Here is an 18,127-nt window from a genome sequence, read left to right as displayed (position 1 = left end):
ATTGTTGCGTATTGGGTGCGTACTGGTTAGATGACGGGGTTCAGGTAAAGACAGCCATTAGCACAAGCAGTAAAAAAGCAATGCAAAACAAAATAATTGGCCGCCTGCGGTCGCGTTTGGGTCGATTGCGAGTAGCACCAGCGGCATTGCAGCGATGTAGTGTGGTATGTGATAACCCCGTACCGGGCAGCCCGACAGTCGTCCTAACGCCAGTCTTACCCACTGTCACATTGGCACCACGTCGACCAACTGAGACGCTGGCACCTTTTTTACCAAGATTTACTCGCACGCCTGGCACAATTTTAATCGACCGTCGAAACCTAAACCCCATATCATGCTCCTTGTCTTAGCGCTCGGCGGTCATATAGTCATTGTCATAACCGCTAAAATCAAACTCAAATTCCGCGTCTGGCACACCAATCAGCGGTACTGATATCGATGCCTTGCCAGACGTTTTTATCGCTTTTATGAGCTTTTCCATGTCACCCAGCGCAAAGCTGTTTTCGCTGAATACACCATTAACGCTTTCGCGGACTTGATAGACAGCGCTTGTGCTGCCGTTTTTCTTATAGCGTAGCTGGCAATTTACCGCGCAATCAGTACTGGCAAATAGCACGGTGATGTTTAGATAGTCTTTTGCCACACCACTTGAGTTGATAAAGTTATGTATTCTTACCAGCATAATGGCGTCGTTATACTGATTGTCTGTCGCAATGGTATTGAGCGAACGCATCTGTGCAAACCTTGATGTACCAGTCTGGCTGTACTCCCAGAGACTCTTGCCATCAGGGGTGGTGGGCGATGACGTAGAACTGCCGATACCACTCATTCCAGCGCGGGCAGCATCCATATCATCATACCCGCCGCCACATCCTGCTATCATTGCTACCAGCGATAATGCTAAAAACCTTTTCATACCTCACCTTTGTCGACAAACTTTATCGCATCATACAACAAAAAATCAGCAAACAAAAATTGTCTGCTGATTTTATTAAACACTTGCGCTAGTTACTTTTACTGATTACTTGTACTCAGTAAAGCGCATGGTCGGCTTGCCGGGGTCTTTGATAAGAGGCCCGGATAATCCGCCCTCCCACCAGTCGTCACTCATCCAATTGATTTCGCTGTCACTAGATAGGTCGCCATGCGGCATGTCTAAAATGCCATCCGCGCCGCTGATGCGGTCTTTGCCATCCAGATACATCTCAAGTGGCAATGATGACAGCGTATTGGCGTCAATCATATAGCCTGCACGTCCAAGCGTTGTGCCGCTATAAGTCACGGTGCTGTCGGCTACAGGCGTGGCAGTCTCGTTAAATCGGATCATACCTAGACGTGGATTAAGCTCATACTGCGTCGCCTCAATAACATTGGGCGTGTCTTCTGTGTCGCTGAGTACAAATGTTGCCGGGTCGATATCACGATGGGCAAGCTTAATCCAGCCAGTAGTGACCGTCAGCGGCTCGTCAGTAATGGTCACAGGCGCGGTCTCCAAGTCCACAGCCTCACCCATCATGACGCGCGCCATTGCAAGCTTATCAAAGGTATTAAACTTAATCGACAGCTCAGTGGTGCCAGGCTTGCTATCTGAGTCGATGACCTCGCCATACTCGCCGCGACCAGTGCTGGTTAACTGGTCTTTTTCAGACTCTTTGCTGGTCGTAAGCTCAGTGACGTTACCAACCATCAAAAACCCGTCGTTAGTACCCCATTTGCGTGCGTATAAGTCGCCGCTGTACTTCTTGCCTCGTTGTGCCATGAGAAAATCTCCTTGTGGTTTAAATGCTATTTAAAAACGTGCTTGATTAAGGATTAAAATTACTTTTTACGCTTGGTATGGCGGTTATTGCGCGGGTTATGCGCGATGAGTAGCCAGTGGGCGTGACAGTCCAAAATACTTGATGACCACATAGTGTTGTCCTTATTTGCAGTATGTAAGAGTGACGCAAAAAGCTTAGCGGCCTTGGCCATCTGCATCAAAGCGTGGCGCAGTGCATCTGCGAGCGTTAGGTTTTTATGCATAATCAGTCCTGCACCACGGCGACCGTGGTTGTAAATCGCAAGGGGAAAAACGCAAAGCCATACTCATACTGAATAGCAAGCGCCTTTGCTTGCTTAAATGATGATACTGTCAACGCGCGCCCCTGTTCATCAACTGGGTCAAAGCCTTGTAGCGCCTTGCTAATCGCAGTCAATGTCGGACCCACGCTATCAGCGGCGGGGTTTGGCGTGACTTGCTGCTTGGTTAAGATGACGCTAAACCCAATTTCAATTGTTTGCTCGCGGCTGTCGTTGTTGTCACTACTTGGCGTAAAGCCGTCAAGCAGCACATAGACTGCGCCGTCTGTGGGGATTTGGCGGCGGTCTTTACCGCTAATCGCCGCAAAGTCTTGCGCCTCGCACACTTGATAGACCGCATCGATACCGCGCAATCGCTCCAGCAAATACGGATAGCAGGCTAAAATATCATCACGCCAGGCGGGTTTGTTATCAGTCATCGTCATAGTAGGTCACTCATAAAATCATTTAGCAGCGCTTGAATATCGGTCACGTCATCGCTGGATAGTCCAAATATCTCGCGCTGCTCCATATTAGGCGTGCCCGTCTGGTGATACTTGGCGTACGGACGGTCTGAGCCAACGCTGACAGACGTACTCGATGCAAAGGTGGTGATTGAGCGCATCAAGTCGCCACGGTCTACCAGCGTCCCACCGCGTCCGTTTTTAGCCTCTAGCGTTGACGGCTTAAGATCAGCCCAGCTTGAGCCATCAGGCGCGGTCTTGGTGCTAAACCGCTCACGCGTGCTGCCCTCTACGACAGCGCCTATCGCCTGCATGACGGGTGTTAAGTCGCCCATGCCTTGGGCTAGCCGCTCTAGTCTGTCCGATACGCCTGTTAGATCATGTACGACATCGACTTGCATCAGTTATCCCATAAAGTTGGCACGGGGTTTGGTATTACATGCACCGTACTATCAGATGGCGGCTTGACGACTTGACCTGTCAGCATCGACGGGTCTTTTTTGACCTTATCGAGCCATTTTGTCGCGGCTTCATAACGCGCCTCGACGATGGGCGTGACGCCATTGTCATACAAGTAGTACCGCGCGATGTCACACGCTTTGAGCTTGAGCACGCGTGGCGCTGTGTCTGCTTGATACTCAAGCCCTGCGGGGCGCAAATAACTCACCACCTCACTGACCGCATCGCCAATCGCGGCTTGCATGACCACATCATCAATCACTGAGTCATGACGGGGCTGCTCATTGGTAACACCTACCATCTCTTTGCTGCCAAAGCGATCAATCATGTCTTGTGATGTAATCATGTTTTTACCTTAAAAACTGTTCGGCTGGGCGATGCCACGGGTGACGCACATCAAGCCCTTTTGGATATCGGTTGCGCCAGTAGCAATCCAACGCTGGTCTAAGCCGTCAGTGCTTTTGAGCTTATCGATCAGCTCGCCCATCTCCTGACCTTTCGCTTTGACTTGATTCATCAGATCAATATCAGCGTCAGTCAATTGGCGGTAGCCTGTGATTTTTGGTTTATCGCTCATCATCTTTACCTTGTCTTAAAAGTTTGTATAAAGACCCTTGACCGACTGTCGCCAGTCAAGGGGAAAGGCGATTAGGTCGCTTTTAGCGTAGCGGCAAGGTCAGGACGTAGCAGCAATGGCAATGGGTTGGACTGCGCCTCTAGGTCATAGCCCTTACCATGACCCAACGGCTCACGGCTCGCATAGTACGGCTTGGCTTTGGTATTGACCGCAGCAGCAGTATCAGCAGGGGCAAAGTACTCGCGGAACGTCTTGCGGGTGCCTTTCGGAATGATCTCAGCTTCGCCAGCTTTGATTTGCAGACCAGACTCAAATACATGGTCATACTGGATAAACTCTAGGTTTTTATGCTTAAAGCCGACATTGGTGTCGCCTTCGCGGTAGACCTTACCGTCTTGATAGCGCTCATATAGCGCAGTCATCGTTTTGTGATAGATGACCGCCTGCATAAACTCAGGCGAGCACAGTACATACCAGCCATTCACAGGCTCGCCGCCACGCTTTTTGCTGAGTGCAGTCACCGCATCATCAATCATCTTGCCGACGTTTGAGCTTTCGCCGGACAAATTCCAGGTAAAGGTCTTGCGAGTCAGGCCAAAGCGATCATAGATATCGACCAGCGGCGTACCATCTGCGTCCAAGATTTTGCCTTTGATGGCGCCTAGCATCAAATGCTCGCGCGTATATTCAATATCAAACTTCATATCAGCAAGCTTGTCATTGACTTTACCTGCGACCGTTTCGGCTTTGTTGTCACTACCAAACGACTTGACGTTTTGCACATCGTCAGCGCGCACGATGTCGTGCTTGGGCAAATGCAGCATCTCAAACGACTCTCGCTTGCCGCGACTAGTCGTCGCCACTGGCTCGCCAGGCGTGCCGCGCGGGACGGCTGGCACTAACGACAGCACGCCTTCTTTTGACTCAACGACCACGCTGGTGGTGTCTAGATATTCAGGCTTAAAGATGCCCAGACTACGGATGATCGTAGGCGTGGCAGGTAGTTTGTTAATAGCCTCAGTCATAGGCTTCACGCCGTATTGACTCTCATTAGATAAAGGCATAATGCAATCCTTGTTAGCTGTAAATTAAATGCGGTTTAAATTAGGGTTAAAGAGTTGTTAATTAGCGTTTAGGCGCTGGGCGTGCCGACGTACTTGATACCGTACAAATCGCCTTGCTTGATAAGTGCTGCGGTAGTCAAGGCCACGGTATTATCTTCATCAGTAAACTGACTGTCGATATCGGCTTGTAAGACGCCGCCCAAAAACATGACGCAGTTATGCGGCTGTACCAACACTTCGCCATTGGTCTCGTCAGTCAGCGCGATCAAGTGCTCGTTACGTTCTGCATATTTGACCAGCTGTCCCGCTTTAGTGCCGACAGGCGCAGGGATAGCAATGCGGCTATTTGGATCAGCCTCTGATTTGAGGATATCGCCGATGGTTAAATCAGGCATAGGGTGCTCCTAGGGTTCGATGTGTAAAAGCGTGTGTAATAAGTTGCGTAAAACAATCACCGCACCGTAATGCAGACGCGCGGTGACTGGTTGTATGATTTAGATATAACCTTTTGCGGCGTCGGCGCGTGCCTCGGCATCGCGTAGCATGGCATTGGTTTGGTGTTGCTGATTTTGATTACCGCTGCCGTGCTGCTCACTGAGCAAAAACCCTGGTGGCGGGGTGCGCTCATCCGCACCTTGCGGCTTAGGTAAGTCGCCAATTAGCGCGGTGGCATCTGCGTCATCAGCAGATAGCAGCATCTTATATGTCGTAGCACTGATACCGTCCCAGCCTTCGTCATTTTTGGCAAATCCCGCTTGTGACAGTTGCGCATCGACATTGGCAGCATGTGCCGCTTCGTCGGCTTCTTTGGCTTTTTCTTTTAGCTGCTCAATCTCTTCGACCAGCTTTTCGTTTTGCTCTTTCATCGCTTCGAGCGCCGCTAGGGCTTCTTCTAGGGTCATATCGTCACCTGTTTTATCAGTTGGGGATGGGGTTGGTTGTGAGGTAGGTGCGTCTGTGCCGTCATCTGACAGCACCATCGCAAATGTATCGCTATCAACGCCTGTGGGGGTAAACGACACCTCATAGCAGTGTGAGTTACGCATGATGAGCACAGGGCCAGTCACGGTTTGCCCGTTTACTGTCTCAGTCTCACCATGTGCCAGCTCATCAACTGTCTGCGACTCGATGTGCGCGGACAGCTGCCAAGGAAACCCAGCATCAGCATCGGTTGCGACATCATTGCCGTACACGTTATTGAGTAGATAACCGTCGATATTGAGCGTCTGATCGACTGACAACGCGCCAAATCCTGCGCGGCAGCCTCGGTCGTGCAATAGCAGCATAGGCAGTTTGGGATGCGACTTGACGCTTGATAGCTCAATCACGCACTGCATACCGCCATAACTAAACGGCTTGCCTGTATGCGCCACGCCACTAAACTTGCGCAGCTCGCCTTGCGGGGCGGCGTCACCAATGGCGACATCAGAGGATAATTGCACTTTAAGGGTTCGCGGGTTTGCAGTCGTCTTTTTAGATTTGGGCATAATGGCGTCCAGCTAATGAGTAAAATCGCTTTAATAAAATACAGAACATCTATAAAGCCTCATTATGCTAGTCGCTGAGCATCACGGTTAGATGACGCGGTTCAGGTAGTCAGATTAAGCCAGCAAGCCCAAAAATCGCAGGCACAAAAAAAGCGCCTTAAATTTGCGATTTAAGGCGCTTTGGTTGTGTTTTGGCGTAATGATATAGGTGTGAGTTTAAAAACGCGTGGTCGAGCGTTTAAACGGGTGTTAAACGCTATCTGTACTAGGCTATCAAACTACATCCGCACCAGCTCAATAATATTCAGCGTTTTTAACTCACTATCGACCGCCAGCGTCATCTTATGCAGCCCCTTATCACTGGTATATGTGATGACGTATTGCCCGCCTGATTTGCTGATTTGCTCGATACTGCCCAGCATATCACTGGTAGAGGCCAGCAGCGCACGCACATCATCCAGCCCCATCTTGCCGACCATATCGCCCAGCAGCCGCTCAGGCAGCCACGCAATCACATTATCAATACCCAGCTGGTCTTGCACACTAGCGCTCATCGATGCGACTGCCCACTGCCTATCAGCCTTGGCAATGTCCGCTGCGCTCATCTTGCTCAATGCGGTGAGGCGCTCGGCAAACTGCTCGGTATTGATATGCGGCGTCATCGGTTTAAGTGACGGCATATCCAGCACAGTCTGCATATAGTTATCGAGGTCTAGCTTATATTGCTCAGCTTTCGCCGCTTGCTTGGCCTTGGGGACGTGCGACCACGTTTGCGCTTTTTCGCTGTATAGACTGCGTATGGCCGTCAGTCGGTCATGGTTATGGTCAAAGCTTGGGTCGATGCCTTGGGGCGATTTTATCTTATCGCCTGTGCGCGGATTTTCTGTTTCCACCTCGTCCAGCTCAATCTCGTCACTGATGCCCGCACGCTCCGCCTGTGCGCGTGTCAACTGCTTAACCCAGCACAGACAGCCATAACCATTGGGCGGCATGATACGCTGCCAGATAGGGTCATCGACAGGGCGTATGATTCCATAGTAGCGTTTGTGCTCGTCTCGCTTACGTCCAGCGACAGATGGCATATATTGCAGATAGGGCAATGCCGCCTTGGTGTCTTGGATGCGCTGCCACTGCCCAGCGGCGTATGAGCTGTGCAGATTGGTATGATAGATAGTGCGCAGTCGCCGCGTGCTACCCAGTTGCACTGCTTTACGCTCACCGGTCACAGGGTCAGTCATGACTTGCTCGCCCCACCAGCCACGGCTCATCAGGTACGGCTTGAGGCGTTTTTCAAAGTCCCTAAAATCTGTACCGTTTGCCAAGGCGGCCGTGATAGCGTCTTGCGTCTCACTCAGCATATCCTCATCGAGCATCTTAGCGACACTAAACGCCACAGCGTGCTCACGCGCGAGCATATCCAGATAGCTATAGCTAGACAGCAGCGACTTGCCCTTAAAATTGGCCAACGCCTCAAAATTTATCAGCTTGGCAAAATTAGCCTCATCATACTCATCGCCCATTTATGACTCCTCGTCGGTGCGTGCGGCCATATCGGTGATGCCCTGCACATAGCTGTCACCGCATTGATTGGCAAGGTCGGCGATCAGCTCGGCATCAGGCAGATCAGCCGTGCGCAAACGCTCCTCAAACTCACTATAGCTCTCGCAGTCACCCAGCAGCGACAGCAGCGCGGTTATCTTGGGCTGCATGATAGCGCGGTCATGCTCTATGTCGTCATCAGTGGTCGGCTCAGTGATATTGTCAGGCAGGCCGTTTGACATCTGCATCGACAGCGCTTGCACTTGTTTGGCTAATTGAGCGACCGCAGGCTTATCCGATGGCTCAACCATCTTAAAGTGCTTTTCTTCGTAACCTAAAATCTCAGAATAATACTCTTTGGTAAATACAATCTGCCCAGTCTCTGCATAGGTCTTATCGACCGTCGCACGGTTTTGGTCGGGCTTGGTCTGCTTTTGATACTCAAACCAAATCCCTTGCGGGGCGACGATGGGCACGCCCCAGTACTGATTGACCGTGATAATCGCATCGATGGCGTGCTGGATGCCCCGTGTCATCAGCGACAGATAGCCGCTGATACGGTCATGCCGCGCCTCATCATCGGTCTCTTGTGCAGCACGGCTACCAGATGTCAGCTCAGAGGTTTTTACCTTGCCCAGCAGTAGCTTTTGGATGCGTCTATTGGCCAAGCGCTCAAACAGCTCAAACGCCTCGCCGTTGCCATTGAGCTGATGCAGATTAATCTCATCATCAGCGCCCACACCCATCGCGCCGCCATTGATAAAGGCAAATATCTTGCTGGTAAAGTCGGTCACGTTACCGCCAAAGCCACTACTGCCTTGCTTGCCGACGACATACGGCTGAGCATAACGAGCGATAAACTGCCCAGCATACGCCCATTCGCGCCGTCTGAGCGCTACCGCAGGATAGGCACGGATGACCAACAGCTCACCCGCTGGCCGTGCTGGCACCGCTTTGTTTTTAAGTACCAGGTACTTGATGTTTTGGTCAATCTCAATCACCTCATCCTCAGTACCAAACGTCACCGTACCGTCTCGCTGGGGCGTGTAGCTATCCAGCTCGCCATCTTTGGACAAGATAGATTTGAGCGTCAAAAACCCATTGGCTTGTTGCTCAAACACATACTCCGCCACCGCATAGCCGTTAAACTTAGCGAGTAGCACCAGCTGGATAAAGTCGGGCAGCAATCGGCGCACAGTCTTAATCAGATGATTAATCAGCTCCTCATTGACATCCTCACCCCAGATACGCCATGCCTCAGCGTTGATCGCACCTTGCAGATCCTCATAGCAGCTGATGACCTCATCGTCCGCCATCACTGCATCTAGCAGCTCTTGGCGGGTTTTGCCCGTCTCTGACAGCAGCTGGTCAGCACTGGCCGCGTCACTGGCCTCTAGTGCGCTATCAATGGCGACCAGCAGCTTTTTGGCATCAATTTTTTGCTTCTTGGCTTTTATCCCAAACATAATTTATCCTCAGTAATACAGTGACGGCTGTGGCACATCGAGCGGCTGCGCTTGGGTAGACTGTGCAAAGCCAGTGGCGAGTTTCCAGACCATTTCCACCGCATCAGGGCCATCATCATGATCCGCCTTTGGAAAGTGCTCAAACTGACGGATGAGCGTCGCTTGCTCTGTATGCAGCAGTAGCAGCTTATTGCTCATGTGTGGCTGTAGCGCCTCGATGCGTAGCAGCTTATCGCTATGTGGATTGACAGGATTGGCGGGCACATGGATGCCTTGCTGTGCTGAGCGTTTGACCAATTCTGTGCGTAAAAACTCCTGAAACTGCACAGACTCCACCGCCCACACCAGACAGTTAAACTCGCGCTGATACTTGATGACATCCGATATGATTTTATCGGGCAGCCGCTTTTTGATATCCGCCTTGACGATATACACCTTGCCGTTCAGTCGGTCATAGCCGCCGATGACGATAGCAGACGGGTCACGACTTGCGCCAGCTTTACCCAATGACGGATCAACCGCACCAAAGTAAATCAACCCCGCAGGCAGCGTGTGCCAATAATGCACAGCATTGTTAAATGGCGCATCCTCACCAGCAGATGGGTCGTTTTGATATTCACAAGCAAAGGTATCATGACCATCACGCGCGCGGATTTTCATCAGCGCAAGGATTGGACGCGCCGCCCACGACACGATAGCGCCTTTGTCCATCTTGCGCTTATTCTTAATATAAAACGCATCAGCATCATCAAGGCGTTTGGCCTTAAATAGCGCCTCCCACTCGTCCCAAATCTGCATATTATCGGGCATCTTGATGACAGCCTGAAACCGTGCAGAGCGCCATGCACCATTGTCCAGCGTGCGATTGAGCACACTGTCATAGTGCAATATCGTGCCGATATAGATGATATCCAGCTTTTCGCCCGCAGCGCCCAATGGCATGATGGTCTTTTTTAGCCAGTTATGCAGCTTGTCACGCTGCTCAGGTTTGCGCACGTTGTCATCGTTCTCGATGTCATCGAGTATCACCATGTCTGGGCGATACGCGCCATGTCGCAGACCACGCAGCTTTTTGCCTGCGCCAGCCACTTGTACCTTGATGTTATTAGCGGTGACGATAGTGCCTGCTTGCCATACACGGCCAGCGCCAAACACCTTGGGGAAGTCAATACGCAGCCGCGGATTAGCCTCAAGCTCCGCTTTGATAGCCTCAAGCATCGGGTACGCCTGATCGATAGAGTCCATGACGATAAGGCTATAATGCGTCTGCTCAGTAACGATACGATATAGCGTGTACAGCTGACTGACGATAGTAGACTTTGCCTCACCACGCGGGGCAGCGATAGCGTCTAGCTGGCTATCAGGCGTCTTTAATATCTCAGCCAGTCGCTTAAATAAATACTTGTGCAGATTGGATTTGGCGGGGTTGCGAATATAGTGAGGGAAGTAGTTTTCAACAAAGTAATCAAAGCCCGTATCGGCGTCTTTTACTTTTTTGACACGCGCCTCAATGGCTTTGGGGTCATCGTCCCAGCCTGTGCAATTCGCCTCGATGTTTGCTCGCAGCTCATCGCCCAGCGTGATTAGATTTTTTAAAAACTCTCTATTTTTCATATCATCCCGCGCACGTTGTTAGCATAATCACAAACAGCCAAATACAAATCCATGACAGCTGACTACTAATAACCTTTAGGCGTTTAAGTAGCGCTTGTTCAAAGTCGGTCATACGTCAGCCTTTCAAATTTGGTAATTGCTCAATCCAATCAAGCGCTTCTTGCGAACTATCAAACTGGCTTTCGATTTCGCAATTAGGGTCTATATCTAATATGTCAGGCTCAACACCGTCAGCAAGGAAAACAAAGTAAGACCAGCCGCCGCCATATGCGCAACGTGATGAGTACAGTTCTTTAGTCTTAATACCCTTTTTTTTCAATTTTGCTTTTATCTTTTTACAACTCATTTCAATGCTCCATCCAATGTCTGCCCAAACGGCTCAAGCAGCGCCATAAAATCAGGCAGCAGCTCAGGCTTATGCTCTTGTAAATAACCTGCTAATAGCTCCAGCACTTGCAGCGCGATAGCCAGCTTGGACGTCTCAGGCAACAGTTTGCGGCTTGATGCGACGGTCTTGTTATAAGCATCGGCAAGGGAAGTCAGCATCTCAACGCGCTGATTGGGCGCGATATCATCAGCGGTCTTGATAGCGTCCATTGTCGCCTTAAACTGGATGATAAAATCAGTCAGTATCTGGCGCGATATATCCTCTAAATCGCCGCCTGCCATGCTATGCGCGGTCTTGACCTTATCCCAGTCATCACCATTTTCAGCCGCTGCATTTTTCCAGCGCTGGGCAGTTGGATAGCTGACTTCAGACATGACTGCCGCCATAGCGAGCGATAAGCCCTCAAAAATATAGCGCTTACGCAGATCATCCTTTGTCGCTTGACTATGCGCCATTTTTAGCCCCCAAACTTAGCTTTGATAAGCTCGATGCCGACGCTGACGACCGTACCGCCAACGCCGCCGGTAAAAGCGCCTGCCATAGCGCCCGCCATCGTGGCGCGCTTGCTGATGTTAGTCTCTAGCGTGTCAAACTGCTGTATCATCGTCTCGTTTTGCGACTTAATGTCGCCCAATAGCTGCATGACCTCATCAGGCGCATCAGTCTGGGCTTGAGGCATCGGGGCTGTGTCTTGCTGATGTTTTGGCATACTCACTTGTCCGCTTTTTGGTCCATTTTGTCACCGAGTCTGGTGACATCGTTTTTAATCTCACGCAGCATATCGATGATCTGTGCGTTATCTCGATGCGACTCAGACTTGCTCTGATAGTCGCGGTACACCTCAGCCTTGAGTGATGCCACTTCGCTTGTCAGCTCGTCGATCTTAGTACCATCTTTATCCCGTGCATTACTCAGCGCCGTCACCCAGCGCCAAAATATCGCCGTGACGACGGTAAATACCGAGCTAATACCAAACATAATCAGCGCATCAGACATACCACCCCCTTAGCGCTTGCGCTCATAGTGTGACTGGCAGTCAACGCAGCGCGTCGCCCACGGCACAGCAGCTTTGCGCTGGATACCGATGGGTTTATCACACTCCACGCAGTCATAGATGCTATTAGCAGGGGCGGTATAAGCTTGGCGATACGTATCATCTAACATGCGCTGTACTTGGCGGCTTGATAACTCTCTAATATCAGTCATGATAATGATCCTTAGACTGACTAATAAACCGCAGCACAAACCCAGCCATCGCCACGACTGCTATCATCTTTTGTTGCAGCTCAGGCGGCAGCAATGCCATCACCTCCGGCGGTAGCGGGTTTAATGTCAGATAGACGATGAGTAGCATCGCCCACGTACTAAACCAGCGCCAGCCATCTCGCCAGTTCGAGACCACCTTAACTTTATTTTTTTGCATCATTGCACTCCGCGTCTTGCGTCTTGTAGCAGCTTGATGTCGTTGACGTGCCCGTCAGCCGCTGCTGCCAGTTTTGTAATTGATCCGCTACACTCTTTGAGTAGCTCACCTGTGGTAGCGGCGTACTCAACTCGATAGTCGGCGTCTGTAGCGGCATTGGCGGCGAGTCGGTCGATAGTCTGTGACAGCCGCTCATTAGTAGCGTTAGCACGAGCAGCATTAGCAGCATCGGCTTTGGCGCGAGCGGTTGCCGCATTGATAGCAGTGATGGTCTGGTCATATTGCTCTTGCTCCAGTTTGCGCGCGCGGGCCTCATAGTCAGCGCGTAATGTCGTCAGCTCAAGCGTGTGCTCAGTTTGCATGTTCTTTGCGCCATCGCGTATATTGCTGCACGTACTGATAGCGCTGACAGACACTGATAACAGCGCGCCGATGGTCAGCTCACGCCAGTATTTTGCTACTAATAACAAATACGTCATTACCAGCCCTCACTTTTTGCGCGAGCATAAGCGCTTGCAAGCTTATTGTCGTAGTCATTGCGCTGATAGTCCTTGCCGTTATAACCGCGCGCAAATGCAGCCCAGTTTTTGCGACGTAGCACCTTATCCAGCCCAGTCGCCTTAATATAGCGACATACCGCGTCCAGCTGCGCCCCTTCGGACTCATACATCAGCGTCACAAATTCGCGGATAGACTCATAACCCAGCATCTGCCAGTTAAATCCCATCACCTGCCCAAATCCCCAGCTACACGCTTCATGCGCGGCGTCCCAATTGAGCGTGGCGGCAATCTCTAGCTTTTCGTATTGAGGGCGGACGTTATATGCACCACTGCTTGAATTGCAGATATCAGGATATTTACCGACCATCTCATCGCGCTTGGTGTACCATCTGCGCGCGGTCAATGCCTGATAATATTTATGGCGCTCAAATAAGATGACGGGCGACCCATCAGCATAAAACCCACCCTTTGGCGACTCGACATCATTGAGCGCCTTGATAGCAGCAGGCTCTACATCGATACGCTTAGCAGCGGCTATGATGTCGGCGCGGGTGGCTTTTGGCGGTTTTTTATGCGGGGTAAGCAGCACAGCAGGCTTGGCAAGCCCTATGCGGATAAGCAAGTCTTGCAGCTCAGCAGTTTGAAACTGACGCAGCAACACATGAGCGGCATCGACATTGTCTTGCGTCAGTGATTTGGATGATTGCTGAGAGCGTAGCCAGTCAAAAAACTGCGTACGATCGCTGACCATGTTTTGCTCAGACATAACACACTCATATCCATAATTGATTTATGTCTATTATGCGTAGCGATGAGCAAAGCGGTTAGATGATGGGGTTCAGGTATTGCGGCGAGTGTTTGGACAAGCACAAAAAAAGACCCGCGTTATGCGAGTCTTTTTATCAGTCGTTTAAATGGGGTTTAAATATCAGTTAACTTATAAATTAACCGCCTCTTTTAACCCTTTACCAGCGATAAAGCTCACCCGCTTTTTGGCTGGGACTTCTACTTCTCCACCTGTAGCAGGATTGCGGCCGATACGGGCAGGCTGTGGACGCGCCTTAAACGTCCCAAAGCCGATCATTTTAACCTCATTGCCATTGGCCAGCGCCTCAGTCACGCGAAACTCAAACGACTGTAGCATGATCTTAACAGCGGTTTTAGTCATGCCTGTGTCAGCAGCGATGGCGTTGATTAATTCTTGCTTATTCATAATATTATCCTTAGTTTAAGATTAAGTTTCTATAGAGTGGATTAGCGACTGCGCAACCCACCGTTTGGGGCTAAACAATAGATTTAATATCAGCAGGCACTTCCTGATAACGCTCGCCTTGACGATACTCCAAGCGCTTGCCACCTTTACTCAAGCGACACGCTCGGTTATACAGCCCTGTTAAATGGGCGCAGGTGCTTTTAATCACCCACTTTTCGGTATCGATATCTAGCGCCGTGATACCTGCTGGATTTGGCGCAAAAATAACGGTTTTGATACTCATGACCAACTCCCGATAAACATTAAAGCGAGCGCAGCGACCATTGCTACTGCAACAAACTTGTGTGTTTTTGGGTTAGCTCCTAAAAAGTGTATAAGTAAAACGCTTATAACCGATAGCGCAAAGCCTGCTATCACCATCCAGTCTTTATTGATATATTCCATAACGTCCCCTAACAATTACTAAAATCAAGGGCGATCTGCCGATACGCGCCTGTCTCATCGTCACGCTCATAAAATCGGATATACTCTTTGGTATCGGTCACTTGCACCGCATCACTGATAGCCTCCATCGCGCGCAGCCACTTATCATCATTGATATCGAGTGAACGCAGACTCAGTACACGATGCGTCGAGATTTTACCCTCTTTATCGACCTGAAACGCCTGATTAATCAACGCCTTGATATTGTCATTACTGCCTTGCGTCCACTCAGTCAGACACTCATCAATCAGCGACTTGGCGACTTGCAGACGCTCATCAAACACGATGTTCTCACTGACGGCCAATTGGATTTTAAACTTGCCATCATAGCTCAGCAGCGTCGTATTGCCTTTTTTGCCGCCGATTTGCACGTCGTACTCTTGAGCAGAGAGGGTGATAAAGTCATTAAAAGCGGCAAACAGCATGATCTTTTTGCGCTTCATGTCTTCATTTAGCGCTTTGGCATGACGCATCATCATGCGTACTTGCTCATCACGCAGCTTATCGACGGGCTTAACTTTATCGACAGGGATCAGATGGCCTTTGGCGTTCATCATATAGCCGTCAGGCACGACAGGCGCGGCGGCAGTGGCTTGCTCATTTGTTGCCGCACTGGTGGCGACAGGGGCGGTGGCGTTTGGGGTTTGATTATTCATCGTTAGTTTCCTTTTGTTTGTCTGACATTTGGTCTGTAATTTGACGAGCAATTTCTGCGGCTAGTTCATTGACGGGCATACGTAGTGCATCCTGCTTATCTGATGGTTGCGCGTCTAAAAACTCTTTGGCGGACAGCGCCAGCTCCGCAGGGATATCAGACGACAACCTATTTACTGTACGCGCAAACAGCTCATAGCCGATATCTTCTATCATTTGCTGGATACCCACAGTGTCTGCTTTATAACGTTGTGTTGACATGATTACTTTCCTTTTTGGTTTGATTGATTTTCGTTTAGCGCGGGGGCGTGCTCAGGCAGCATATACATCCAGCGTGGGTGATCGGTGTACTGGCTATAAAACCGACGGCGCACCACACGGCCACTTTTATACAGTTGTCTGAGCGTCGATCCCGCCGTATCCTCCAGCATATCCAGCTCATCCGCGATGTCTTGGATCGTCGCAGGGGCGCAGCGCAGCTCATTGAGTATAGCGACGGCGCTAGTTAGTCTAGACATCAATACTTCTCCTTAATCCGCTCATACGTTTCATCAGCAGACTCACCAGGCATCTGCGCCTGCATCACAATATCCCACGTCTCGCGCTGGGTTTTACCGGTCAGCACAGGCTTGCGCAGGCCATTCAGCATCACTGTCGCATTACTTGTCGCACTGCCAGACCATGCCTTGGCCGCCTCATCGCCCTCAGTTGAGTGCTTGCGATGGTCATAGCCTTGGACGATACGGTACAGATAGTTATGCGTGGTCATCGGCGTCTTAAGCGAGCCGCTATCACGCGCCGCCAGCACTTGATTGATACCCCACGCCCACGCGGCCACAGGGGCATCAGTCGTCTGACGATCAAACGTCAGCTTGCCATTATTGATAAAGGGCGTCAGCTCAGACAGTAGCGTCGTCGCACGACCAAACGCCAGCTCGCGCTCAGGCGGGCGAAACAACCCCAGATATTTGAGCATCAGCGGCGCAAGCGGCGCAGGCACATTGAATGCAGCGGCAAACGCACGGCCAGCGGCGTTGGTACTGACTAGCATATCGAGCGATGCGCTAGCACCGCAGTTATGACAACGTGTTTTCATAGCTATCTCCTTATACAATCCACACAAAGACCGCGCACGTAGCGCCGAGCAGCAGAGCCATACAGACGATGACGTTAAACACATACATCTGATCGACTGCCAACTTGAGCGCTTGGATATCGGTATCCGTACGACGCTCAAACTCAGGATAGCGAGCGAGCATATTTTGCTGATATTGCTGTTTGAGATAATCATCGACGCTCTGTCTGTTGCGGTCAGCGCTGGTTTTAGAGCTATCAGTCGCCTCGGCTGACCAGTCATAGCCGCGTAGCTCGTCGGCCAGCGCTTGCTCGTCAGCACTCAGTACAGGGCAGTCGATAGTCTCACGTAATTTTTGCATACCGTGACGATACTCCTCTCGCGTTGGCAAAATCGGTACATGATGGTCAGGTTTTGCACGGGTCTTATCCATTATTGTCGTCATTATCATCACCATTTAATCAGTTATTAATCAGTTGTTAGTTACATCAAAACCGCAAATCAGTTATCAAACAAACTCAGTTGCGTATCAGCTCGCTTGCTCTCAGCGCGTAGCACTTTGTAAGCCCAGCGTTCGCTAAACCCATACTGCTTCATACAGTGGTGGATGGCTGCCGTCTGTGTCGAGCCACCAGCGACCATCGTCAGCACCTGCTGACAAAACTCCTGATTGCGTAGCTGTATCAGCGCCGCATGGCAGCGCGGGATATAGACATCATCGCCACCATAGACCTTCGTCAGCTTTTGGGTAGCAGCGCTGCCGATGGTATCGACCAGTTTGCGCAGGGCGTTTGAGTCGATAGCACCTGTCGGGATAGCAAAGTCCACACCGCCAAACGCCTCTACGAGCTTAAGTGTGGTTTCATAGCCGATCAGCTCAGCGATATCATTGACGACATCGGGCAGTAGCGCAGGCTGCAATTCATTGACCAATGCATCGATATCTAGCGGCGTGTGGCTCATTGACGGCTCCATCTATGTTTATTTGCGTTCATTTGCGTTCATTTTTTGCTTAGTGTTACTTTTTTCGCTGCTGATGCACGCTCAGCGCTTGCGTCAGCTTGTACAGTTGCGAGTCATTGAGCCATTGCAGCCGCTTGATGCCAAACATACTCTCAGCCATACCGTGAGCGTAGTTCCAGTGCAGCCCCATATCCGCCAGCATCGCCTCAATTTTGTCCATCAATGGCTGCCGCTTTCCGACCACTGACGGCTTTTTGCCGTGATTTGGTGCAGCTTTTGGGGTAAAGCCGCGTGACTCCATGTCTTTGATAACCGCTTCCAGCTCACCAATCAGCATTTTTTTACAGCTACGCTTACCAGTCACACGCTCCAGCACATCGCGGTAAGTCGCATCATCCAAGCCCAGCTCTTTTTTGCCGATATGGACTTTCGCCATCAGCGCCATCTTAGCGGTGCTTACTTTTGCTCTTTTATTTGACATCTTTTAGCTCCTTAACCGTGGCGACGACCATGTTTGTTGACTTGTCATAGTCGATAGATACGCGTGTTCCGCAGTTTGTACAGTGACCAATACTTAGGTGCTCACTTTTCATGCCTCGCACTGTGGCAGTGCTTTGGTAGATGAGAGTGACAGGACAGACAGGGCAATCCACGTCATAAACCACACGCGCATTTTTCACTTTAATAGACATCTCAATC

At 50.6% G+C, this 18,127-nt stretch carries 33 protein-coding genes; all 33 read right to left on the bottom strand.

The window, feature by feature from the left end; all coding sequences use genetic code 11:
* Positions 1-40: 40 nt before the first annotated feature.
* Positions 41-331 carry a DUF4236 domain-containing protein gene (locus L0G63_RS01215; protein WP_301449013.1) on the bottom strand — a complete coding sequence of 97 codons (291 nt, stop codon included), beginning with the start codon at positions 329-331 and terminating at the stop codon, positions 41-43.
* A gap of 15 nt (positions 332-346) precedes the next feature.
* A complete protein-coding gene (locus tag L0G63_RS01210; protein ID WP_301449012.1) occupies positions 347-916 on the bottom strand; it encodes a hypothetical protein in 570 nt (189 codons plus the stop codon).
* 105 nt (positions 917-1,021) lie between these two features.
* The gene (locus tag L0G63_RS01205; protein ID WP_301449011.1) at positions 1,022-1,759 is read right to left on the bottom strand and encodes a hypothetical protein; all 738 of its coding nucleotides are present in this window, start codon (positions 1,757-1,759) and stop codon (positions 1,022-1,024) included.
* A gap of 59 nt (positions 1,760-1,818) precedes the next feature.
* Entirely contained in the window at positions 1,819-2,022 is a 204-nt protein-coding gene (locus tag L0G63_RS01200) for a hypothetical protein (protein ID WP_301449010.1), read from the bottom strand.
* A 2-nt stretch (positions 2,023-2,024) separates the two neighbouring features.
* Positions 2,025-2,504: a hypothetical protein gene (locus L0G63_RS01195; protein ID WP_301449009.1), complete on the bottom strand. Its 480-nt coding sequence runs from the start codon at positions 2,502-2,504 to the stop codon at positions 2,025-2,027.
* Positions 2,501-2,923: a phage virion morphogenesis protein gene (locus L0G63_RS01190; RefSeq protein WP_301449008.1), complete on the bottom strand. Its 423-nt coding sequence runs from the start codon at positions 2,921-2,923 to the stop codon at positions 2,501-2,503. The genes L0G63_RS01195 and L0G63_RS01190 overlap by 4 nt, the downstream gene beginning before the upstream one ends.
* Positions 2,923-3,327: a DUF1320 domain-containing protein gene (locus tag L0G63_RS01185; protein WP_301449007.1), complete on the bottom strand. Its 405-nt coding sequence runs from the start codon at positions 3,325-3,327 to the stop codon at positions 2,923-2,925. The genes L0G63_RS01190 and L0G63_RS01185 overlap by 1 nt, the downstream gene beginning before the upstream one ends.
* 9 nt (positions 3,328-3,336) lie before the next feature.
* Positions 3,337-3,561 carry a hypothetical protein gene (locus tag L0G63_RS01180; RefSeq protein ID WP_301449006.1) on the bottom strand — a complete coding sequence of 75 codons (225 nt, stop codon included), beginning with the start codon at positions 3,559-3,561 and terminating at the stop codon, positions 3,337-3,339.
* A gap of 68 nt (positions 3,562-3,629) precedes the next feature.
* Positions 3,630-4,622: a major capsid protein gene (locus L0G63_RS01175; protein WP_301449005.1), complete on the bottom strand. Its 993-nt coding sequence runs from the start codon at positions 4,620-4,622 to the stop codon at positions 3,630-3,632.
* A 68-nt stretch (positions 4,623-4,690) separates the two neighbouring features.
* A complete protein-coding gene (locus L0G63_RS01170) occupies positions 4,691-5,017 on the bottom strand; it encodes a hypothetical protein (protein WP_301449004.1) in 327 nt (108 codons plus the stop codon).
* Between the two features lie 99 nt (positions 5,018-5,116).
* Entirely contained in the window at positions 5,117-6,109 is a 993-nt protein-coding gene (locus L0G63_RS01165) for a hypothetical protein (RefSeq protein WP_301449003.1), read from the bottom strand.
* Between the two features lie 278 nt (positions 6,110-6,387).
* A complete protein-coding gene (locus L0G63_RS01160; protein WP_301449002.1) occupies positions 6,388-7,629 on the bottom strand; it encodes a phage minor head protein in 1,242 nt (413 codons plus the stop codon).
* Positions 7,630-9,114, bottom strand: coding sequence for a DUF935 family protein (locus L0G63_RS01155; RefSeq protein ID WP_301449001.1), 1,485 nt, complete (start codon positions 9,112-9,114; stop codon positions 7,630-7,632).
* 9 nt (positions 9,115-9,123) lie between these two features.
* Positions 9,124-10,728: a phage terminase large subunit gene (terL, locus tag L0G63_RS01150; protein WP_301449000.1), complete on the bottom strand. Its 1,605-nt coding sequence runs from the start codon at positions 10,726-10,728 to the stop codon at positions 9,124-9,126.
* Positions 10,729-10,843: 115 nt separating this feature from the next.
* Positions 10,844-11,074, bottom strand: coding sequence for a hypothetical protein (locus tag L0G63_RS01145; protein ID WP_301448999.1), 231 nt, complete (start codon positions 11,072-11,074; stop codon positions 10,844-10,846).
* A complete protein-coding gene (locus L0G63_RS01140; protein WP_301448998.1) occupies positions 11,071-11,571 on the bottom strand; it encodes a DUF1804 family protein in 501 nt (166 codons plus the stop codon). Before L0G63_RS01140 ends, L0G63_RS01145 begins: the two co-directional genes overlap by 4 nt.
* 2 nt (positions 11,572-11,573) lie before the next feature.
* On the bottom strand, positions 11,574-11,825 hold the full coding sequence (locus tag L0G63_RS01135) for a hypothetical protein (protein ID WP_301448997.1): 252 nt from the start codon (positions 11,823-11,825) through the stop codon (positions 11,574-11,576).
* 2 nt (positions 11,826-11,827) lie between these two features.
* Positions 11,828-12,112: a hypothetical protein gene (locus tag L0G63_RS01130; RefSeq protein ID WP_301448996.1), complete on the bottom strand. Its 285-nt coding sequence runs from the start codon at positions 12,110-12,112 to the stop codon at positions 11,828-11,830.
* Between the two features lie 9 nt (positions 12,113-12,121).
* A complete protein-coding gene (locus tag L0G63_RS01125; RefSeq protein WP_301448995.1) occupies positions 12,122-12,322 on the bottom strand; it encodes a TraR/DksA C4-type zinc finger protein in 201 nt (66 codons plus the stop codon).
* Positions 12,315-12,542 (bottom strand): hypothetical protein, encoded by a 228-nt coding sequence (locus L0G63_RS01120; protein WP_301448994.1) that lies wholly within the window; start codon positions 12,540-12,542, stop codon positions 12,315-12,317. The genes L0G63_RS01125 and L0G63_RS01120 overlap by 8 nt, the downstream gene beginning before the upstream one ends.
* On the bottom strand, positions 12,539-13,018 hold the full coding sequence (locus tag L0G63_RS01115) for a hypothetical protein (protein WP_301448993.1): 480 nt from the start codon (positions 13,016-13,018) through the stop codon (positions 12,539-12,541). The genes L0G63_RS01120 and L0G63_RS01115 overlap by 4 nt, the downstream gene beginning before the upstream one ends.
* The gene (locus L0G63_RS01110) at positions 13,018-13,806 is read right to left on the bottom strand and encodes an N-acetylmuramidase family protein (RefSeq protein ID WP_301448992.1); all 789 of its coding nucleotides are present in this window, start codon (positions 13,804-13,806) and stop codon (positions 13,018-13,020) included. Before L0G63_RS01110 ends, L0G63_RS01115 begins: the two co-directional genes overlap by 1 nt.
* A 171-nt stretch (positions 13,807-13,977) precedes the next feature.
* Complete coding sequence (locus tag L0G63_RS01105; RefSeq protein ID WP_301448991.1) at positions 13,978-14,253, bottom strand: HU family DNA-binding protein; 276 nt, start codon at positions 14,251-14,253, stop codon at positions 13,978-13,980.
* Positions 14,254-14,323: 70 nt separating this feature from the next.
* Positions 14,324-14,536 (bottom strand): hypothetical protein, encoded by a 213-nt coding sequence (locus L0G63_RS01100; protein WP_301448990.1) that lies wholly within the window; start codon positions 14,534-14,536, stop codon positions 14,324-14,326.
* On the bottom strand, positions 14,533-14,697 hold the full coding sequence (locus L0G63_RS01095; protein ID WP_301448989.1) for a hypothetical protein: 165 nt from the start codon (positions 14,695-14,697) through the stop codon (positions 14,533-14,535). The genes L0G63_RS01100 and L0G63_RS01095 overlap by 4 nt, the downstream gene beginning before the upstream one ends.
* Positions 14,698-14,705: 8 nt before the next feature.
* Positions 14,706-15,392 (bottom strand): DUF3164 family protein, encoded by a 687-nt coding sequence (locus L0G63_RS01090; protein ID WP_367618345.1) that lies wholly within the window; start codon positions 15,390-15,392, stop codon positions 14,706-14,708.
* Positions 15,385-15,651 (bottom strand): hypothetical protein, encoded by a 267-nt coding sequence (locus L0G63_RS01085; RefSeq protein ID WP_301448988.1) that lies wholly within the window; start codon positions 15,649-15,651, stop codon positions 15,385-15,387. The genes L0G63_RS01090 and L0G63_RS01085 overlap by 8 nt, the downstream gene beginning before the upstream one ends.
* A gap of 2 nt (positions 15,652-15,653) precedes the next feature.
* On the bottom strand, positions 15,654-15,908 hold the full coding sequence (locus tag L0G63_RS01080; RefSeq protein WP_301448987.1) for a hypothetical protein: 255 nt from the start codon (positions 15,906-15,908) through the stop codon (positions 15,654-15,656).
* A complete protein-coding gene (locus tag L0G63_RS01075) occupies positions 15,908-16,486 on the bottom strand; it encodes a hypothetical protein (RefSeq protein WP_301448986.1) in 579 nt (192 codons plus the stop codon). Before L0G63_RS01075 ends, L0G63_RS01080 begins: the two co-directional genes overlap by 1 nt.
* A 10-nt stretch (positions 16,487-16,496) precedes the next feature.
* A complete protein-coding gene (locus tag L0G63_RS01070; RefSeq protein ID WP_301448985.1) occupies positions 16,497-16,898 on the bottom strand; it encodes a hypothetical protein in 402 nt (133 codons plus the stop codon).
* 68 nt (positions 16,899-16,966) lie between these two features.
* Positions 16,967-17,428, bottom strand: coding sequence for a Mor transcription activator family protein (locus L0G63_RS01065; RefSeq protein WP_301448984.1), 462 nt, complete (start codon positions 17,426-17,428; stop codon positions 16,967-16,969).
* 55 nt (positions 17,429-17,483) lie between these two features.
* The gene (locus L0G63_RS01060; protein WP_301448983.1) at positions 17,484-17,909 is read right to left on the bottom strand and encodes a gp16 family protein; all 426 of its coding nucleotides are present in this window, start codon (positions 17,907-17,909) and stop codon (positions 17,484-17,486) included.
* Complete coding sequence (locus tag L0G63_RS01055) at positions 17,899-18,120, bottom strand: hypothetical protein (RefSeq protein WP_301448982.1); 222 nt, start codon at positions 18,118-18,120, stop codon at positions 17,899-17,901. Before L0G63_RS01055 ends, L0G63_RS01060 begins: the two co-directional genes overlap by 11 nt.
* Positions 18,121-18,127: the final 7 nt, after the last annotated feature.

The sequence above is a fragment of the Psychrobacter sp. genome (genome assembly GCF_030454045.1).
Lineage (GTDB): Bacteria > Pseudomonadota > Gammaproteobacteria > Pseudomonadales > Moraxellaceae > Psychrobacter.
This window is presented reverse-complemented; position numbering and strand designations above follow the sequence as displayed.

What these genes read in the sequence shown, in the direction of transcription:
- L0G63_RS01145 (WP_301448999.1), bottom strand. Translation starts at nt 11,074, where the DNA reads ATGAGTTGTAAAAAGATAAAAGCAAAATTGAAAAAAAAGGGTATTAAG.
- L0G63_RS01155 (WP_301449001.1), bottom strand. Translation starts at nt 9,114, where the DNA reads ATGTTTGGGATAAAAGCCAAGAAGCAAAAAATTGATGCCAAAAAGCTG.
- L0G63_RS01080 (WP_301448987.1), bottom strand. Translation starts at nt 15,908, where the DNA reads ATGTCTAGACTAACTAGCGCCGTCGCTATACTCAATGAGCTGCGCTGC.
- L0G63_RS01165 (WP_301449003.1), bottom strand. Translation starts at nt 6,109, where the DNA reads ATGCCCAAATCTAAAAAGACGACTGCAAACCCGCGAACCCTTAAAGTG.
- L0G63_RS01090 (WP_367618345.1), bottom strand. Translation starts at nt 15,392, where the DNA reads ATGAATAATCAAACCCCAAACGCCACCGCCCCTGTCGCCACCAGTGCG.
- L0G63_RS01065 (WP_301448984.1), bottom strand. Translation starts at nt 17,428, where the DNA reads ATGAGCCACACGCCGCTAGATATCGATGCATTGGTCAATGAATTGCAG.
- L0G63_RS01215 (WP_301449013.1), bottom strand. Translation starts at nt 331, where the DNA reads ATGGGGTTTAGGTTTCGACGGTCGATTAAAATTGTGCCAGGCGTGCGA.
- L0G63_RS01105 (WP_301448991.1), bottom strand. Translation starts at nt 14,253, where the DNA reads ATGAATAAGCAAGAATTAATCAACGCCATCGCTGCTGACACAGGCATG.
- L0G63_RS01185 (WP_301449007.1), bottom strand. Translation starts at nt 3,327, where the DNA reads ATGATTACATCACAAGACATGATTGATCGCTTTGGCAGCAAAGAGATG.
- L0G63_RS01110 (WP_301448992.1), bottom strand. Translation starts at nt 13,806, where the DNA reads ATGTCTGAGCAAAACATGGTCAGCGATCGTACGCAGTTTTTTGACTGG.
- L0G63_RS01195 (WP_301449009.1), bottom strand. Translation starts at nt 2,504, where the DNA reads ATGACGATGACTGATAACAAACCCGCCTGGCGTGATGATATTTTAGCC.
- L0G63_RS01180 (WP_301449006.1), bottom strand. Translation starts at nt 3,561, where the DNA reads ATGATGAGCGATAAACCAAAAATCACAGGCTACCGCCAATTGACTGAC.
- L0G63_RS01160 (WP_301449002.1), bottom strand. Translation starts at nt 7,629, where the DNA reads ATGGGCGATGAGTATGATGAGGCTAATTTTGCCAAGCTGATAAATTTT.
- L0G63_RS01190 (WP_301449008.1), bottom strand. Translation starts at nt 2,923, where the DNA reads ATGCAAGTCGATGTCGTACATGATCTAACAGGCGTATCGGACAGACTA.
- L0G63_RS01200 (WP_301449010.1), bottom strand. Translation starts at nt 2,022, where the DNA reads ATGCATAAAAACCTAACGCTCGCAGATGCACTGCGCCACGCTTTGATG.
- L0G63_RS01205 (WP_301449011.1), bottom strand. Translation starts at nt 1,759, where the DNA reads ATGGCACAACGAGGCAAGAAGTACAGCGGCGACTTATACGCACGCAAA.
- terL (WP_301449000.1), bottom strand. Translation starts at nt 10,728, where the DNA reads ATGAAAAATAGAGAGTTTTTAAAAAATCTAATCACGCTGGGCGATGAG.
- L0G63_RS01125 (WP_301448995.1), bottom strand. Translation starts at nt 12,322, where the DNA reads ATGACTGATATTAGAGAGTTATCAAGCCGCCAAGTACAGCGCATGTTA.
- L0G63_RS01055 (WP_301448982.1), bottom strand. Translation starts at nt 18,120, where the DNA reads ATGTCTATTAAAGTGAAAAATGCGCGTGTGGTTTATGACGTGGATTGC.
- L0G63_RS01100 (WP_301448990.1), bottom strand. Translation starts at nt 14,536, where the DNA reads ATGAGTATCAAAACCGTTATTTTTGCGCCAAATCCAGCAGGTATCACG.
- L0G63_RS01115 (WP_301448993.1), bottom strand. Translation starts at nt 13,018, where the DNA reads ATGACGTATTTGTTATTAGTAGCAAAATACTGGCGTGAGCTGACCATC.
- L0G63_RS01130 (WP_301448996.1), bottom strand. Translation starts at nt 12,112, where the DNA reads ATGTCTGATGCGCTGATTATGTTTGGTATTAGCTCGGTATTTACCGTC.
- L0G63_RS01120 (WP_301448994.1), bottom strand. Translation starts at nt 12,542, where the DNA reads ATGATGCAAAAAAATAAAGTTAAGGTGGTCTCGAACTGGCGAGATGGC.
- L0G63_RS01075 (WP_301448986.1), bottom strand. Translation starts at nt 16,486, where the DNA reads ATGAAAACACGTTGTCATAACTGCGGTGCTAGCGCATCGCTCGATATG.
- L0G63_RS01140 (WP_301448998.1), bottom strand. Translation starts at nt 11,571, where the DNA reads ATGGCGCATAGTCAAGCGACAAAGGATGATCTGCGTAAGCGCTATATT.
- L0G63_RS01135 (WP_301448997.1), bottom strand. Translation starts at nt 11,825, where the DNA reads ATGCCAAAACATCAGCAAGACACAGCCCCGATGCCTCAAGCCCAGACT.
- L0G63_RS01085 (WP_301448988.1), bottom strand. Translation starts at nt 15,651, where the DNA reads ATGTCAACACAACGTTATAAAGCAGACACTGTGGGTATCCAGCAAATG.
- L0G63_RS01070 (WP_301448985.1), bottom strand. Translation starts at nt 16,898, where the DNA reads ATGGATAAGACCCGTGCAAAACCTGACCATCATGTACCGATTTTGCCA.
- L0G63_RS01060 (WP_301448983.1), bottom strand. Translation starts at nt 17,909, where the DNA reads ATGTCAAATAAAAGAGCAAAAGTAAGCACCGCTAAGATGGCGCTGATG.
- L0G63_RS01170 (WP_301449004.1), bottom strand. Translation starts at nt 5,017, where the DNA reads ATGCCTGATTTAACCATCGGCGATATCCTCAAATCAGAGGCTGATCCA.
- L0G63_RS01210 (WP_301449012.1), bottom strand. Translation starts at nt 916, where the DNA reads ATGAAAAGGTTTTTAGCATTATCGCTGGTAGCAATGATAGCAGGATGT.
- L0G63_RS01175 (WP_301449005.1), bottom strand. Translation starts at nt 4,622, where the DNA reads ATGCCTTTATCTAATGAGAGTCAATACGGCGTGAAGCCTATGACTGAG.
- L0G63_RS01095 (WP_301448989.1), bottom strand. Translation starts at nt 14,697, where the DNA reads ATGGAATATATCAATAAAGACTGGATGGTGATAGCAGGCTTTGCGCTA.